Raw genomic sequence first — 16,613 nt, forward strand, 5'->3', positions numbered from 1 at the left:
CACCTGCTGAGCTGGGCGCCTCAGCGTATCCGGGCCGTGCTCGCTTCGTCACGGGAGAACGGGAACGCGCCCCCCCCGGCGGGGGACGGTGGCGCGCCCCCGCCCTCCTGGGAGGGCGGGGCGCGCGGGGGCGCGTGGCGGTGGCGGGCCGTCATGTCCGGCGGGGGTGCCGGACGGCTGCCGGACCCTAGCGGCCGATCCCGTTCCGGTCCCTGACACGGTCGGCGACCTGGGGCGGCATGGGCTCATGACGGGCGTACGAGCGGCTGAACCGGCCCGTCCCGTGGGAGATGGAGCGCAGATCGACCGCGTACCGCCCGATCTCGATCTCCGGGACCTCGGCGCGCACCAGTGTGCGCGACCCGGCGGCCTGCTCGGTGCCGACGACCCGCCCCCGCCGTCCGGACAGATCGCTCATCACCGGGCCGACATATTCGTCCGAAACCAGCACCTGAACTTCGGCCACGGGCTCCAGCAGATGGATACGGGTGTCCCCGGCCGCCTCCCGCAGGGCGAGCGCGCCCGCGGTCTGGAAGGCCGCGTCCGAGGAGTCCACCGAGTGCGCCTTGCCGTCCTTGAGCGTGACGCGCACATCGACCAGGGGGTATCCGGCGACGACTCCGCGTGCCGCCTGCGCGCGCACGCCCTTCTCCACGGAGGGGATGAACTGCCGGGGCACGGCCCCGCCGACCACCTTGTCGACGAACTCGATGCCGGAGCCCGGGGGCAGCGGCTCGACCTCGATCTCGCAGATCGCGTACTGGCCGTGGCCGCCGGACTGCTTCACATGCCGCCCCCGACCCGCCGAACTGTCACCGAAGGTCTCGCGCAGCGCCACCTTGTGCGGTACGACGTCGACCTGGACGCCGTACCGGTTGCGCAGCCGCTCCAGGGCGACGTCCGCGTGCGCCTCGCCCAGGCACCACAGGACGACCTGGTGGGTGGCCTGGTTCTGCTCCAGCCGCATGGTCGGGTCCTCGGCGACCAGCCGGGAGAGCCCCTGGGAGAGCCTGTCCTCGTCGGCCTTGCTGTGGGCCTCGATCGCCAGCGGCAGCAGCGGGTCGGGCATCGGCCACGGCTCCATCAGCAGCGGGTCTTCCCTCGACGACAGCGTGTCCCCGGTCTCGGCGCGGGCCAGCTTGGCGACACACGCCAGATCCCCGGCGAAGACCCGGCCGAGCGGACGCTGCTGCTTGCCGAAGGGGACGGAGAGCGCGCCGACGCGTTCATCGGCCTCGTGGAGGTCCTGGTCTTCGTGTCCGGGGTCGGCCAGACCGTGGCCGGACACATGTACGGTCTCGTCGGGCCGCAGCGTGCCGGAGAAGACGCGTACGAGCGAGATACGGCCCACATACGGGTCGGACGCGGTCTTCACGACCTCCGCCACCAGGGGCCCGTCGGGATCGCAGCTGATCCGCGGGCGGGGGGCGCCCTGGGGGGTGGTGACCACCGGGCACTCGGGCTCCAGCGGTGTGGGGAAGCCGCCGGTGATCAGCTCCAGCAGCTCCACCGTGCCGAGGCCCTGGCGGGCCCCGGGCGCTGCGGGGGCGGCGGCGAGGACGGGGTGGAAGGTGCCCCGGGCGACGGCCTTCTCCAGATCGCCGACGAGCGTCCCGACGTCGATGTCGTCACCGGCGAGATAGCGGTCCATGAGGGTCTCGTCCTCGCTCTCGGCGATGATCCCCTCGATGAGCCGGTTGCGGGCCTCCTCGATGAGGGATGCCTGCGCGGGGTCGGGCGGGGCCTCCTTGCGCTCGCCCGAGGAGTAGTCGTAGATCTTCTGCGACAGCAGTCCGGCCAGCCCGGTCACGGGGGCGTGGCCGTCGGGCCCGGGGGCGCCGTACTGCGGGAGGTACAGCGGGAGCACGGCGTCGGGGTCGTCGCCGCCGAAGAGGGATCCGCAGACCTCGGTCAGCTCCTCGTAGCCGGTCCGCGCGGTCTCCAGATGGGTGACCACGATCGCCCGGGGCATGCCGACCGCGGCGCACTCCTCCCAGACCGCGCGGGTGGAGCCCGCGACGGCGGCGGGTTCCTGGGCCGCCGAGACGACGAAGAGGGCCGCGTCCGCCGCGCGCAGACCGGCCCTCAGCTCCCCGACGAAGTCGGCGTACCCGGGGGTGTCGAGGAGGTTGATCTTGTACCCGTCCCATTCCAGCGGGACCAGTGACAGCTGTACGGAGCGTTGCTGGCGGTGCTCGATCTCGTCGTAGTCCGAGATCGTGCCGCCGTCCTCGACGCGGCCGGCCCGGTTCACCGCTCCCGCGGTCAGGGCGAGGGCCTCGGTCAAGGTGGTCTTTCCCGATCCGCTGTGGCCGACCAGCACCACATTCCGTACCGATGAGGGCCGGTCGGCCGTTGTAGCCCTGCCGGCGGCTCCGGTGTGCGTATTCGCCTTGTCGCCCATGATTCCTGCCTCCCGATCGATGACATCGACAGCACGGTGAGGAGATGGGGCCACGGGCGCGGAAGACCATGGGTACGGCCTCCGGACGGAGCCGGCGCAGAGCCGCGGGAGGGCGTCCCGGGGCAGCTCCGTCGGTGCCCGCAGTCGTCTTCCGAGCTTTCCACTCCCGCCGGGGCGCGTCCATACATCGCGCGCGGGGCGTCGCACGGGTGCCCGGAGACGGCCCCGCGCGAGGCCACGGCACGGGTGCCCGGCGGTGGAGCGCGCCGGTCGTGGCTACGATGGGCCAGCCGGTGGCCGACGGGCCGCACGGCTCGCCGAACCTCGGGAAGGCCATGCTGAACAAGTACGCGCGTGCATTCTTCACGCGTGTCCTCACACCGTTCGCCGCGTTTCTGCTTCGCCGCGGAGTGAGCCCCGACGCGGTCACTCTCATCGGGACGGCGGGAGTGATGGCGGGAGCGCTGGTCTTCTTCCCCCGGGGAGAGTTCTTCTGGGGCACGATCGTCATCACCCTGTTCGTCTTCTCCGATCTCATCGACGGCAACATGGCCCGCCAGGCGGGCGTGTCGAGCCGCTGGGGCGCCTTCCTGGACTCCACGCTCGACCGGGTCGCCGACGGAGCGATCTTCGGCGGCTTCGCGCTCTGGTACGCGGGCGGCGGCGACGACAACGTGCTGTGCGCCGTCGCGATCTTCTGCCTGGCGAGCGGCCAGGTCGTCTCGTACACCAAGGCGCGGGGTGAGGCGATCGGCCTCCCCGTCGCCGTGAACGGACTCGTCGAGCGCGCCGAGCGGCTGGTGATCTCCCTGGTCGCGGCCGGTCTGTCCGGTCTGCACGCCTTCGGGGTGCCCGGCATCGACGTTCTGCTGCCGATCGCGCTGTGGATCGTCGCGGTCGGCAGCGCGGTCACGCTGGGGCAGCGGGTGGTGACCGTACGCCGGGAGGCCGCCGAGGCGGACGCCGCGACCAAGGGGCACAAGAGCGGGGCCGAGGCGACGTGACGGGCCCGGGCGGGAAGGCGTCACCGGCGGGCAGGAGCCCCCGGGAGGCGTCACAGGCGGGCATGAGCCCCCGGGACCGGCTGACCGACGGGCTGTACGGGCTGGGCTGGGGCGCGGTGAGGAAACTGCCGGAACCGGTGGCCGCCCGGCTGGGCCGCACCATCGCCGACATCGCGTGGAAGCGGCGCGGCAAGGGGGTGCTGCGGCTGGAGTCCAATCTGGCGCGGGTGGTTCCCGATGCCCCGCCCGAGCGGCTCGCCGAGCTGTCGAAGGCCGGAATGCGCTCCTACATGCGGTACTGGATGGAGTCCTTCCGGCTGCCGTCCTGGACCGCCGAGCGGGTCCGCGAGAACGTGGTCATCCACGACGTCCGCCATCTGACCGACGGCCTCGCCGCCGGCCGCGGCGTGATACTCGCGCTGCCGCACCTGGCGAACTGGGACCTCGCGGGCGTGTGGGTGACCCGGACGCTGAACACCCCGTTCACGACGGTCGCCGAGCGGCTGCGGCCCGAGTCGCTGTACGACCGGTTCGTCGCCTACCGCGAGAGCCTCGGGATGGAGGTCCTCCCGCACTCGGGCGGCTCCGCGTTCGGCACCCTCGCCCGGCGGCTGCGGGCGGGCGGCCTGGTGTGCCTGGTCGCCGACCGGGATCTGTCGGCCTCGGGCGTCGAGGTGACGTACTTCGGCGAGACGGCGCGGATGCCCGCGGGGCCCGCGATGCTGGCCCAGCAGACGGGCGCGCTGCTGCTGCCCGTCACACTCTGGTACGACGAGGCGCCCGTCATGCACGGCAGGGTCCACCCACCGGTCGAGGTGCCCCGATCAGGCACCCGGGCCGAGAAGACGTCCTCCATGACACAGGCCCTGGCGGACGCCTACGCCACGGGAATCGCCGAGCACCCGGAGGACTGGCACATGCTGCAGCGGCTGTGGCTGAGCGACCTGGAACCGCGAACGGCCGGCGGGGAATCCCGCGCGGCCGGCGGGGGGACCCGGGCGGGGGAGGGGCGGACATGAAGATCGGTATCGTCTGCCCGTACTCCTGGGACGTGCCCGGGGGCGTCCAGTTCCACATCCGGGACCTCGCCGAGCATCTGATCCGCCTCGGCCACGAGGTCTCCGTGCTGGCCCCCGCGGACGACGAGACCCCGCTGCCGCCGTACGTCGTCTCCGCGGGCCGTGCCGTGCCCGTGCCGTACAACGGCTCCGTCGCCCGGCTGAACTTCGGCCTCCTCTCGGCGGCACGCGTACGGCGCTGGCTCCACGACGGCACCTTCGACGTGATCCACATCCACGAGCCCACCTCGCCCTCGCTGGGCCTGCTGAGCTGCTGGGCCGCGCAGGGGCCGATCGTGGCGACCTTCCACACCTCGAACCCGCGCTCCCGCGCGATGATCGCCGCGTATCCGATCCTCCAGCCGGCCCTGGAGAAGATCAGCGCCCGTATCGCGGTGAGCGAGTACGCCCGCCGGACGCTGGTGGAGCATCTCGGCGGCGACGCGGTGGTCATCCCCAACGGCGTCGACGTCGGCTTCTTCGAGAAGGCCGAGCCCAGGCCGCAGTGGCAGGGCGGTCCGGACGGCGCCACCATCGGCTTCATCGGACGTATCGACGAGCCGCGCAAGGGGCTGCCGGTCCTGATGAAGGCCCTCCCCGCGATCCTCGCGGAGCGTCCCGGTACCCGGCTGCTGGTCGCCGGGCGCGGCGACGAGGAGGAGGCCGTCGCCACGCTGCCCCTCGACATGCGCTCCGGCGTCGAGTTCCTCGGCATGGTCAGCGACGAGGACAAGGCGCGGCTGCTGCGCAGCGTCGACCTGTACATCGCGCCCAACACGGGCGGCGAGAGCTTCGGCATCATCCTCGTCGAGGCGATGTCCGCGGGGGCCCCGGTGCTCGCGAGCGATCTCGACGCGTTCGCCCAGGTCCTCGGCCAGGGGGAGGCCGGCGAACTCTTCACCAACGAGAACGCCGACGCCCTCGCCGCCTCCGCGATCCGCCTGCTCGGCGACCCCGCCCGGCGCGACGAGCTGCGGGAGCGGGGGAGCGCCCATGTGCGGCGCTTCGACTGGGCCACGGTGGGCGCGGACATCCTCTCGGTCTACGAGACGGTGACCGACGGCACGTCCTCCGTCGCCGCCGACGAACGCCCCAACCTCCGCACCCGCTTCGGCCTGGCCCGCCACCACTGACCCTCCGGGCCGGGTTTCCCGGGGCGGTGCGGGTGGCTTCTCCGGCGCCGGTTGCCGGGTGCGGTGCGGGTGGCCTCCCGGGCCCGGTCGGCCGCGACCTGTTTCCGTACGGGCCGTCCGCGGCGTCCGGGGTCCCCGATCGCCGGACGGGCTGGTGGTTGTGGCCAGATCGGCGTCTGGGCCTGATGGTGCTGCTGCCTTGGTGTGCGGGTGGGTCATTTCAGCCTCGCCGGCATTTGAGGCGCGGGGTTCGGGGCGGAGCCCGGACGAGGGCTTGGTGGTTTCGAGGGGGCCTCGGGCACGGGTTGCTCCGGGGGCGGTCGCCATGTCCCGTTCCGTGCGTGCGTGCGGGCGGTCCGTGGCCTGGTCCTACATCGCCGCAGGGACTGCTGGTTCCGGCGGGCCCGGAAGCGCACCGGCCCACCGGTAACCTTGGCCGTCGTGACCGCAACCCTCATCTGGATCCTCGTCGGCCTGCTCGCCATCGGGCTCTACCTCAGCTGGACCGCCGGACGCCTCGACCGGCTGCACAGCCGTATCGACGCCGCCCGCGCCGCGCTCGACGCGCAGTTGCTGCGACGCGCATCGGTCACCCAGGAACTGGCCACCTCCGGCGTGCTCGACCCCGCCGCGTCGATCCTTCTGTACGAGGCGGCCCACGCCGCCCGCCAGGCGGAGGAGGAACAGCGCGAGGTCGCGGAGAGCGAGCTGAGCGCCGCCCTGCGCGCGGTGTTCGAGGAGACCGCCCAGGTCGAGGCCGTCCGCGAGGTGCCCGGCGGCGAGGACGCCACGCTGGAGCTGGCACAGGCGGTCCGCCGGGTGCCCATGGCCCGACGCTTCCACAACGACGCCGTACGCGCAGCGCGAGCGCTCCGGCGGCACCGCAAGGTCCGCTGGTTCCGGCTGGCCGGCCACGCCCCGTTTCCCCTCGCCTTCGAGATGGACGACGAGCCCCCGACCGCCCTCGCCGACCGTCCCGTGACCTGAACCACCCCCTCACCAGGCAAAACGATCCACCGGCTACTCATTGGCCCTTGCAGTGGACTGATCGCGGGCTGTTCCATCGAGGTCGCATCACATCGTCGTTCCCGAGTGAGGTCCCTCCGTGTCCAGCACGCTCTCCACCACCCCGCAGTCCGCCGACACCCCGGCCACCGGCACCGCCCGCGTCAAGCGCGGCATGGCCGAGCAGCTCAAGGGCGGCGTCATCATGGACGTGGTCGACGCCGAACAGGCGAAGATCGCCGAGGACGCGGGCGCCGTCGCCGTCATGGCCCTGGAGCGGGTCCCCGCCGACATCCGCAAGGACGGCGGCGTGGCCAGGATGTCCGACCCGAACATGATCGAGGAGATCATCGAGGCGGTCTCCATCCCCGTCATGGCCAAGTCCCGGATCGGGCACTTCGTCGAGGCCCAGGTGCTCCAGTCGCTCGGCGTCGACTACATCGACGAGTCCGAGGTGCTGACCCCGGCCGACGAGGTCAACCACTCCGACAAGTGGGCCTTCACCACCCCGTTCGTGTGCGGTGCCACCAACCTCGGTGAGGCCCTGCGCCGTATCGCCGAGGGGGCGGCGATGATCCGCTCCAAGGGCGAGGCCGGTACCGGAAACGTCGTGGAGGCCGTGCGCCACCTGCGCCAGATCAAGAACGAGATCGCCAGGCTGCGCGGCTACGACAACAACGAGCTGTACGCCGCCGCCAAGGAGCTGCGCGCCCCCTACGAGCTGGTCAAGGAGGTCGCCGGGCTGGGCAGGCTGCCCGTGGTCCTCTTCTCCGCCGGAGGGGTGGCCACCCCCGCCGACGCGGCACTGATGCGCCAGCTCGGCGCCGAGGGCGTCTTCGTCGGCTCGGGCATCTTCAAGTCGGGCGACCCGGCCAAGCGTGCCGCCGCCATCGTGAAGGCCACCACCTTCTACGACGACCCGAAGATCATCGCGGACGCCTCCCGCAACCTCGGCGAGGCCATGGTCGGCATCAACTGCGACACCCTGCCGGAGTCCGAGCGCTACGCCAACCGGGGCTGGTAGTGAGCGCTCCGCTGATCGGCGTTCTCGCCCTCCAGGGGGACGTACGGGAGCATCTGGCCGCTCTGGCCGCGGCGGACGCCGTGGCCAGGCCGGTCAGAAGACCCGACGAGCTGGCCGCGGTCGACGCCCTGGTCGTCCCCGGCGGCGAGTCCACCACGATGTCCAAGCTGGCGAAGCTCTTCGGCATGCTGGAGCCCCTGCGTGAGCGCGTACGCTCCGGCATGCCCGTCTACGGGACCTGCGCCGGACTGATCCTGCTCGCCGACAAGATCCTCGACCCGAGGTCGGGCCAGGAGACCATCGGCGGCATCGACATGATCGTCCGCCGTAACGCCTTCGGCCGGCAGAACGAGTCGTTCGAGGCGGCCGTCGCGCTGGCGGGCGTGGACGGCGGGCCGGTCGACGGGGTCTTCATCCGGGCTCCCTGGGTGGAGTCCGTGGGTGCCGCGGTCGAGGTCCTGGCGGAGTACGACGGCCATGTCGTCGCCGTACGGCAGGGCAACGCGCTGGCGACTTCGTTCCATCCGGAACTCACCGGGGACCACCGCGTTCACGCCCTCTTCGCGGACATGGTGCGCTCGGCCGGGTGATGTGATCCCGGTAGGATCGCTGCCGAACACAGCAGCAATGGGTTACGCGAAGGAGACAGGCAGATGTCCGGCCACTCTAAGTGGGCTACGACGAAGCACAAGAAGGCCGTGATCGATGCCAAGCGCGGAAAGCTCTTCGCGAAGCTGATCAAGAACATCGAGGTCGCGGCCCGTACGGGCGGTGCCGACGTCGACGGGAACCCCACCCTCTTCGACGCCATCCAGAAGGCGAAGAAGCAGTCGGTTCCCAACAAGAACATCGACTCCGCCGTCAAGCGCGGTGCCGGTCTGGAGGCCGGTGGCGCCGACTACGAGACGATCATGTACGAGGGCTACGGCCCGAACGGTGTCGCCGTGCTCATCGAGTGCCTGACCGACAACCGCAACCGCGCCGCCTCCGACGTACGGGTGGCCATGACCCGCAACGGCGGCTCGATGGCCGACCCCGGTTCGGTCTCGTACCTCTTCAACCGCAAGGGCGTCGTCATCGTCCCCAAGGGCGAGCTGAGCGAGGACGACGTCCTCGGCGCCGTCCTGGACGCGGGCGCGGAGGAGGTCAACGACCTCGGTGAGTCCTTCGAGGTGCTCAGCGAGGCGACCGACCTGGTCGCGGTCCGCACCGCGCTCCAGTCCGAGGGCATCGACTACGACTCCGCCGAGGCCAACTTCGTCCCGACCATGCAGGTCGAACTGGACGAGGAGGGCGCGCGCAAGATCTTCAAGCTGATCGACGCGCTGGAGGACAGCGACGACGTGCAGAACGTCTTCGCCAATTTCGACGTCTCCGACGAGATCATGGAGAAGGCCGGCGCCTGACGCGGGCTCAGGCACTCCGCGGGACCGAGGTCCCACCCCGCCCGCCACCCCTCTCATCGTGTGCCGCGCACGCCGGCCGGGCCCGTCGGCCCCGCAATGGCCCGCCGTTGTCAGTGCGAGCGGATAGCCTGCACAAACAGATGAACGAAGGAGGGGTGGCGTGCGAGTGCTCGCGGTGGACCCGGGGCTGACCCGCTGTGGTGTCGGTGTGGTCGAGGGTGTCGCGGGCCGCCCCCTGACGATGCTCGGCGTCGGTGTCGTCCGTACGCCGCCGGACGCCGAACTGGGTGCCCGACTCGTCGCCATCGAGCGGGACATCGAGCTCTGGCTCGACGAACACCGGCCCGAACGGGTCGCGGTGGAGCGGGTGTTCAGCCAGCACAATGTGCGTACGGTGATGGGCACCGCCCAGGCCAGCGCGGTCGTCATGCTCTGCGCGTCCCGCCGTGGCATCCCCGTCGTCCTGCACACCCCGAGCGAGGTGAAGGCCGCGGTGACCGGCAGCGGCCGGGCCGACAAGGCACAGGTCGGCGCGATGGTGACCCGGCTGCTGAGACTCGACGCGCCGCCGAAGCCCGCGGACGCGGCGGACGCGCTCGCGCTCGCGATCTGCCACATCTGGCGCGCGCCCGCGCAGAACCGGCTCCAGCAGGCCGTGGCCCGGCACACCTCCACCCGCCGGGACCCGCCTGCCGCCGCCGGGCCGCCGGGTACGTCCACCGGGTCCGGGGCCCCTGCCCGGCCTCCCGGTAGTTCCACCCGCACGGGCACCTCTGCCGGGTCCGGGCCCGGGGCCGCTGCCCGACCCGCCGACGCCACCACCCGCGCCGATCCGTCCGCCGGGCCCGGGGCCGACACCTCCGCAGGGCCCGAAGACCCCGCCGGGCTGCCCGGCACCTCCACCCGGCCCCGGTCCTCCGCCGGAGGGTCCGGTACGTCCGCCGGGTCCGGGGACGCTGCCCGGGACAACGCCTCGGGCCGCGCCGCCGCCTCCGCCTCCGCCCGGCACGGCGTGTCCGTCCGTTCCGGGGCCGGAACTCCTCAGCCTGGTCAGTCCCGTCAGTCCGTTCAGGCCGATCCGACCGCCCGGCACGTATCGAAAGGCCGTACCGCATGATCGCCTTTGTCAGTGGCCCGGTCGCCGCCCTCGCGCCCACGACCGCGGTGATCGAGGTCGGCGGCATCGGTATGGCCGTCCAGTGCACCCCGGACACCCTGTCCGGGCTGCGCCTCGGCCAGGAGGCCAGGCTCGCGACCTCCCTCGTCGTCCGGGAGGACTCCCTCACCCTGTACGGCTTCGCCGACGACGACGAGCGCCAGGTCTTCGAACTGCTCCAGACGGCGAGCGGAGTGGGCCCCCGGCTGGCCCAGGCGATGCTCGCGGTGCACACCCCCGACGCCCTGCGGGTCGCGGTCGCCACCGGCGACGAGAAGGCGCTGACCGCCGTCCCCGGCATCGGCAAGAAGGGCGCGCAGAAGCTTCTGCTGGAGCTGAAGGACCGTCTCGGTGCCCCTCTCGGCACCGGCATCGGCCTCCAGGGCACCGGCACCTCCGCCCGGCGGCCCGCGCCCTGGCGCGACCAGCTCCACAGCGCCCTGATCGGACTCGGGTACGCCGCTCGCGAGGCCGAGGAAGCGGTGGCCGCGGTCGTGCCCCAGGCCGAGGCGTCCGGCGGCGATCCCCAGGTGGGAGTGCTGCTGAAGTCGGCGCTCCAGACCCTGAACCGTACGAGGTGAGGGGCCGGTGCCACTCCCGTCCGGGCGGAGCCGCGCCGGGGGGCGCCCGGCACCCCGGGTTCGGGCGGGAGGGCCGCCGGACCGGTCCGGTACCGGCACCACTCCGGCGGGGCGGGCCGACTCATGAGCCCGGGACTCCGGCCGGCCCCGACCCGGGACGGATCAACGGGTGGGCCGCACCGGGCGGCCCGGCCCCGGACCCGTCCGGCAGCACCGGGCCCCGGGAGCGGACGGCGCGCGGGCTTCACCACCGCCCGCACCCCCCGACCCACGTCCGTCCCACCGGCCCCAGCGTTCCCGGCTGACACGACCGGCGCCCCGCCGCCCCGACGCACCATCCGACCGCACCACCCGAGCCGCGGCCCCGCCGCCCGATCACATGAGGCACTCGCGCAGTGAACCGGTACGACAGCACCGCCGGCCCCGACGATCAGGACCCCGCCGTCGACGGGCGGCTCGTCGGCGCGTCCGCCGACGGGGAGGACCAGGCCGTCGAGGCGGCGCTGCGGCCCAAGTCGCTGGACGAGTTCGTGGGCCAGGAGCGGGTCCGTGAACAGCTCGACCTGGTCCTGAAGGCCGCACTCGCCCGTGGCGCGACCGCCGACCACGTCCTGCTCTCCGGCGCGCCCGGACTCGGCAAGACCACACTCTCCATGATCATCGCCGCGGAGATGCAGGCCCCGATCCGTATCACCTCGGGCCCCGCCATCCAGCACGCGGGTGATCTCGCGGCGATCCTCTCCTCCCTCCAGGAGGGGGAGGTCCTCTTCCTGGACGAGATCCACCGCATGTCCCGGCCCGCCGAGGAGATGCTGTACATGGCGATGGAGGACTTCCGGGTCGACGTGATCGTCGGCAAGGGGCCGGGCGCCACCGCCATCCCGCTGGAGCTTCCCCCGTTCACCCTGGTGGGGGCCACGACCCGGGCCGGTCTGCTGCCACCCCCGCTGCGCGACCGCTTCGGCTTCACCGCCCATATGGAGTTCTACGACCCCGCCGAGCTGGAGCGCGTGCTGCACCGCTCCGCCCAGTTGCTCGACGTGGAGATCGAGGCGGACGGCGCGGCCGAGATCGCCGGCCGCTCCCGGGGCACCCCCCGTATCGCCAACCGGCTGCTGCGCCGTGTCCGGGACTACGCCCAGGTCAAGGCGGACGGCCTGATCACCCTGGAGGTCGCGGCGGCGGCCCTCGCGGTGTACGAGGTCGACTCCCGAGGACTCGACCGGCTCGACCGCGCGGTGCTCCAGGCCCTGCTGAAACTGTTCGGCGGCGGCCCGGTGGGTCTGTCGACCCTCGCGGTGGCCGTGGGCGAGGAGCGCGAGACCGTCGAGGAGGTCGCCGAGCCCTTCCTCGTACGGGAGGGACTGCTCGCGCGTACTCCCCGTGGCCGGATCGCCACGCCCGCCGCCTGGGCCCACCTCGGGCTCGTACCGCCCCAGCAGGCCCCGGGCGCAAGCGGACAACAGGGTCTGTTCGGGGCGTGACGGCGCGGTTACGGCGCAGACCAGGAACTACGGGGGGACGCCGGGCGTTGTTCCAACGATGCGGACTCGCTTAGACTCCGCCGATGCCGCCCTTATCAGGTCGGCGTGCCCACCCCCGTAGATAGGCCGCCTCAGTCGACGCGGTCGTGTGAAGGAAGTTTCTTCCCGTGAGTCTCCTGACCTTCCTCCCCTTCATCGTGCTCATCGGGGCCATGTTCCTGATGACCCGGTCCGCCAAGAAGAAGCAGCAGCAGGCGGCGCAGATGCGCGACTCCATGCAGCCAGGCACCGGAGTGCGGACGATCGGGGGCATGTACGCGACCGTCAAGGAGATGGACGACGACACCGTGCTCCTCGAGGTCGCCCCCGGCGTCCACGCCGTCTACGCGAAGAACGCCATCGGCGCGGTCCTCGACGACGACGAGTACAACCGCATCGTCCACGGCGACACCTCCGACGAGACCCCGGTCGTGCCGGATGACGCCTCCTCGCTGACGGAGTCCTCCGAGGACGCCAAGATCGACCTGGGCAAGAAGGACGAGCCGGCCGCTTCGGACGAGGCCGCCGCATCCGGGGACGCCGGTGCCGGTGAGACCGCGGAGTCCAAGGACGGCAAGTCCGACGGCGAGAAGTAGCCATGACGGGGACTGCGGGGGCACCGACCGGTGCCCGGTGGTCCCCCGGTCGTGTTGACTTCTCCGGGGGCGGGTCCCCACAACACTTAGCGGCCGCCCCGGCGCACACCCGGCGCGGGGCGGTCGGACAGGGAGAAACGAGAAGGTGGCAGCACCTAAAAAGGGCCGCAGGCCCGCGGGGTCACAGGGGAGGCCGGGGCGCACCCTGGTTCTCATCCTGATCGCCATGGTCGCGCTGACCGGCGGGATGTTCTTGTCCGGGCACACCACCCCCCGGCTGGGCATCGACCTCGCGGGCGGAACAACGATCACGCTCAAGGCCAAGGCGGAACCAGGCCAGGAAAGCGCGGTCAACGAGACCAACATGAACACCGCGGTCGGGATCATCGAGCGCCGTGTCAATGGACTCGGAGTCTCGGAGGCCGAGGTCCAGACCCAGGGCCGCGAGAACATCATCGTCAACATCCCCAAGGGGACGAACTCCGAGCAGGCGCGCAAACAGGTCGGTACGACAGCCCAGCTGTACTTCAGACCGGTGCTCGCCGTAGCGGCGGGCGGTCCCTCCGGTGCGCAACCCTCTCCGAGTGCCTCGGCCTCCGACAAGGAGGGCGAGCCAAAGCAGGGTGAGAAGGACAAGGCGACTCCCCCCTCCGGATCCCCCAGCAGTAGCTCCAGCCCCCAGGGCCGGGCCGTCACCGAGGGCCTGAAGGCCCCGACGCCGCCCCCTTCCGGCAGCGCCACGCCGAAGGCGGCCGAGACCCCGAACCCGGCCGAGACTCCGAAGCCCAACCCGAGCGAGTCCGCCGCCGCGGCCGCGCTGGAGAAGCAGTTCGCCGCCCTGGACTGCACCGACCCGAAGTCCCGCTCCACCGCCGGCAGCAACTCCAAGCCCGAGGACACCACGGTGGCCTGCGGCAAGAACGGCGCCGGCGCCTGGGAGAAGTACGTACTCGGCCCCGCCGAGGTGGATGGCAAGGACGTCGACGACGCCAAGGGCCAGCTCGACCAGCAGCGCGGCATGTGGATCGTCACCATGGACTTCACCAAGTCCGGCTCGAAGAAGTTCGAGAAGATCACCGGCAAGCTGTCGTCGCAGCAGTCCCCGCAGAACCAGTTCGCGATCGTCCTCGACGGCGAGGTCGTCTCGGCCCCCGAGGTCAAGCAGACGCTCAGCGCGAACGCCGAGATCTCCGGCAACTTCGACCAGCAGTCCGCACAGGACCTCGGCAACATCCTCTCCTACGGCGCGCTGCCGCTGAGCTTCGAGGAGCAGAGCGTCACCACCGTCAGCGCCGCCCTCGGCGGTGAGCAGCTGCGGGCCGGTCTGATCGCGGGCGCCATCGGGCTCGCGCTGGTCATCATCTATCTGGTGGTCTACTACCGCGGTCTGGCCATGATCGCGATCCTCAGCCTGCTGGCCTCCGCGATCCTGACCTACACCCTGATGGCCCTGCTCGGCCCCGCCATCGGCTTCGCGCTGAACCTGCCGGCGGTCTGCGGCGCCATCGTCGCCATCGGTATCACCGCGGACTCGTTCATCGTCTACTTCGAACGGGTCCGGGACGAGATCCGCGAGGGCCGTACGCTGCGCCCGGCCGTCGAGCGCGCCTGGCCGCGCGCCCGGCGCACCATCCTGGTCTCCGACTTCGTGTCGTTCCTCGCCGCCGCGGTGCTCTTCATCGTCACCGTCGGCAAGGTCCAGGGCTTCGCCTTCACGCTCGGCCTGACCACCCTGCTCGACGTGGTCGTGGTGTTCTTCTTCACCAAGCCGGTCATGACCCTGCTCGCCCGGACGAAGTTCTTCGCGAGCGGCCACCCCTGGTCCGGACTCTCCCCCGAGCGGCTCGGGGTCCAGCCCCCGCTGCGCCGTTCACGCCGCACCTCCGCCCCCACCGAACCGAAGGAGGCGTGAGCATGTCGCGTCTCGGCAGCATCGGCGCCAAGCTCTATCGCGGCGAGATCGGCTACGACTTCGTCGCCAAGCGGAAGTTCTGGTACGCGGTCTCGATCCTGATCACCATCACGGCCATCGTCGGCCTGGCGGTGCGGGGTCTGAACATGGGCATCGAGTTCAAGGGCGGGGCCGTCTTCACCACGCCCAAGACGAGTGTCTCCGTCACCGACGCCAAGGAGTACGCGGAGGAGGCGTCCGGCCACGACGCCATCGTCCAGAAGCTGGGCAACGGCACCCTCCGCATCCAGGTCAGCGACCTGGACACCGCGGCGGCCACCAAGGTCCAGGGCGAGCTGGCCAAGGACATGGGCATGGCCGCCGACCGGATCGACGCCGAGCTGGTCGGCCCCAGCTGGGGCGAGCAGATCGCCAACAAGGCATGGACCGGTCTGGCCGTCTTCATGATCCTCGTGGTGATCTATCTGGCCATCGCCTTCGAGTGGCGTATGGCCCTCGCGGCCCTCATCGCGCTGATCCACGACCTCACGATCACCGTCGGTGTGTACGCGCTGGTGGGCTTCGAGGTCACACCGGGAACCGTGATCGGTCTGCTCACCATCCTCGGTTACTCCCTCTACGACACCGTCGTCGTCTTCGACGGACTCAAGGAGGGCGCGAAGGACATCACCAAACAGACCCGCTTCACCTACAGCGAGATCGCCAACCGCAGCCTCAACGGCACCCTGGTGCGTTCCATCAACACCACCGTGGTGGCGCTGCTCCCGGTCGCCGGTCTGCTGTTCATCGGCGGTGGCTTCCTCGGCGCCGGCATGCTGAACGACATCTCGCTGTCGCTGTTCGTCGGCCTCGCGGCCGGCGCGTACTCCTCGATCTTCATCGCGACACCGCTCGTCGCGGACTTCAAGGAGCGCGACCCGCAGATGAAGGCCCTGCGCAAGCGGGTGCTCGCCAAGCGCGCCCGGGGAGAGCACCAGGACGAACCCCGCTCCGACGGTTCCGGGGAGCCCGGTGACGCGATCCCCGGTGACGCCGCGGCGGCCGTCGCGTCGGGCGGTGTCGTGGGGCAGCGCGGACGCGGCCGGGGCCGTTCCTCGGGAGGCAGGCGCCGATGACGACGACCGGTCCCGAGGAGCTGCTGCTCAGCCGCATCCGCGACGTACCCGACTATCCGCAGCGCGGAGTGGTGTTCAAGGACATCACCCCCCTGCTCGCCGACCCGAAGGCCTTCACCGTCCTGACCGACGCGCTCACCGAGCTGTGTGTGCGCCACGGGGCCACCAAGGTCGTCGGTCTGGAGGCACGCGGCTTCATCCTTGCCGCACCCGCCGCGGTGCGCGCCGGGCTGGGCTTCATCCCGGTGCGCAAGGCGGGCAAGCTCCCCGGGGCGACCCTCTCCCAGGCGTACGACCTGGAGTACGGCGCCGCCGAGATCGAGGTGCACGCCGAGGACCTGGCTCCGGGCGACCGGGTCATGGTCATCGACGACGTCCTCGCCACCGGTGGCACGGCGGGCGCGGCGATCGAGCTGATCCGCCGGGGCGGAGCGGAGGTCGCGGGTATCTCCGTCCTGATGGAGCTGGGCTTCCTGGGCGGCCGTGAGCGTCTGGAGCCCGCCCTGCGCGGTGCTCCGCTGGAGGCGCTGCTCGTTCTGTGAGGGCCGTTTCGGCGGCCGAGACACCCGACCCCTGGGGTCCCGGGAATTCCGGGACCCCAGGGGTCTGTTTCCGCCTCGGGGGCACCAGGACTGCGAGGTCGATACGATGGCCTCTCCGGACCTGACCGGGGGGATCCCGGAACCGCACGAGGAG

Annotated in this window: 14 protein-coding genes and 1 pseudogene; 14 read left to right on the forward strand and 1 reads right to left on the reverse strand. The window is 71.6% G+C overall.

Annotated elements, in window-relative coordinates; genetic code table 11:
- Window positions 1-187 precede the first annotated feature (187 nt).
- A complete protein-coding gene (locus ACIBCM_RS16855) occupies window positions 188-2,404 on the reverse strand; it encodes an elongation factor G-like protein EF-G2 (RefSeq protein WP_399243771.1) in 2,217 nt (738 codons plus the stop codon).
- Window positions 2,405-2,739: 335 nt separating this feature from the next.
- On the opposite strand from ACIBCM_RS16855, the gene pgsA reads away from it, so the two are divergent.
- The 14 genes and pseudogenes from pgsA to ACIBCM_RS16925 all read left to right on the forward strand — a co-directional run bounded on the left by pgsA (window position 2,740) and on the right by ACIBCM_RS16925 (window position 16,459).
- Complete coding sequence (gene pgsA, locus ACIBCM_RS16860) at window positions 2,740-3,408, forward strand: phosphatidylinositol phosphate synthase (protein ID WP_399243899.1); 669 nt, start codon at window positions 2,740-2,742, stop codon at window positions 3,406-3,408.
- A 62-nt stretch (window positions 3,409-3,470) separates the two neighbouring features.
- Window positions 3,471-4,427, forward strand: a complete 957-nt coding sequence (locus ACIBCM_RS16865) for a phosphatidylinositol mannoside acyltransferase (RefSeq protein ID WP_399243774.1) — start codon at window positions 3,471-3,473, stop codon at window positions 4,425-4,427.
- Window positions 4,424-5,599 (forward strand): glycosyltransferase family 4 protein, encoded by a 1,176-nt coding sequence (locus ACIBCM_RS16870; protein ID WP_399243776.1) that lies wholly within the window; start codon window positions 4,424-4,426, stop codon window positions 5,597-5,599. The genes ACIBCM_RS16865 and ACIBCM_RS16870 overlap by 4 nt, the downstream gene beginning before the upstream one ends.
- A gap of 441 nt (window positions 5,600-6,040) precedes the next feature.
- Entirely contained in the window at window positions 6,041-6,586 is a 546-nt protein-coding gene (locus ACIBCM_RS16875; protein WP_399243778.1) for a hypothetical protein, read from the forward strand.
- A 118-nt stretch (window positions 6,587-6,704) separates the two neighbouring features.
- The gene (pdxS, locus tag ACIBCM_RS16880) at window positions 6,705-7,628 is read left to right on the forward strand and encodes a pyridoxal 5'-phosphate synthase lyase subunit PdxS (RefSeq protein WP_399243780.1); all 924 of its coding nucleotides are present in this window, start codon (window positions 6,705-6,707) and stop codon (window positions 7,626-7,628) included.
- Window positions 7,628-8,218: a pyridoxal 5'-phosphate synthase glutaminase subunit PdxT gene (gene pdxT, locus ACIBCM_RS16885; RefSeq protein WP_399243782.1), complete on the forward strand. Its 591-nt coding sequence runs from the start codon at window positions 7,628-7,630 to the stop codon at window positions 8,216-8,218. The genes pdxS and pdxT overlap by 1 nt, the downstream gene beginning before the upstream one ends.
- A 63-nt stretch (window positions 8,219-8,281) precedes the next feature.
- Window positions 8,282-9,034, forward strand: coding sequence for a YebC/PmpR family DNA-binding transcriptional regulator (locus tag ACIBCM_RS16890; protein ID WP_399243784.1), 753 nt, complete (start codon window positions 8,282-8,284; stop codon window positions 9,032-9,034).
- 160 nt (window positions 9,035-9,194) lie between these two features.
- Window positions 9,195-9,803: pseudogene (gene ruvC, locus ACIBCM_RS16895) on the forward strand (crossover junction endodeoxyribonuclease RuvC); the annotation flags it as partial.
- A 344-nt stretch (window positions 9,804-10,147) separates the two neighbouring features.
- Window positions 10,148-10,771, forward strand: coding sequence for a Holliday junction branch migration protein RuvA (gene ruvA, locus ACIBCM_RS16900; RefSeq protein WP_399243786.1), 624 nt, complete (start codon window positions 10,148-10,150; stop codon window positions 10,769-10,771).
- 395 nt (window positions 10,772-11,166) lie between these two features.
- Window positions 11,167-12,255: a Holliday junction branch migration DNA helicase RuvB gene (gene ruvB, locus ACIBCM_RS16905; RefSeq protein WP_399243788.1), complete on the forward strand. Its 1,089-nt coding sequence runs from the start codon at window positions 11,167-11,169 to the stop codon at window positions 12,253-12,255.
- A gap of 167 nt (window positions 12,256-12,422) precedes the next feature.
- The gene (gene yajC / locus ACIBCM_RS16910) at window positions 12,423-12,890 is read left to right on the forward strand and encodes a preprotein translocase subunit YajC (protein ID WP_399243790.1); all 468 of its coding nucleotides are present in this window, start codon (window positions 12,423-12,425) and stop codon (window positions 12,888-12,890) included.
- 145 nt (window positions 12,891-13,035) lie between these two features.
- On the forward strand, window positions 13,036-14,802 hold the full coding sequence (secD, locus tag ACIBCM_RS16915) for a protein translocase subunit SecD (protein ID WP_399243792.1): 1,767 nt from the start codon (window positions 13,036-13,038) through the stop codon (window positions 14,800-14,802).
- 2 nt (window positions 14,803-14,804) lie between these two features.
- Window positions 14,805-15,917: a protein translocase subunit SecF gene (gene secF, locus ACIBCM_RS16920; RefSeq protein WP_399243901.1), complete on the forward strand. Its 1,113-nt coding sequence runs from the start codon at window positions 14,805-14,807 to the stop codon at window positions 15,915-15,917.
- Window positions 15,914-16,459, forward strand: coding sequence for an adenine phosphoribosyltransferase (locus ACIBCM_RS16925; RefSeq protein WP_399243794.1), 546 nt, complete (start codon window positions 15,914-15,916; stop codon window positions 16,457-16,459). The genes secF and ACIBCM_RS16925 overlap by 4 nt, the downstream gene beginning before the upstream one ends.
- Window positions 16,460-16,613 lie beyond the last annotated feature (154 nt).

The organism is Streptomyces sp. NPDC051018 (assembly GCF_044456085.1).
Classification (GTDB): domain Bacteria; phylum Actinomycetota; class Actinomycetes; order Streptomycetales; family Streptomycetaceae; genus Streptomyces.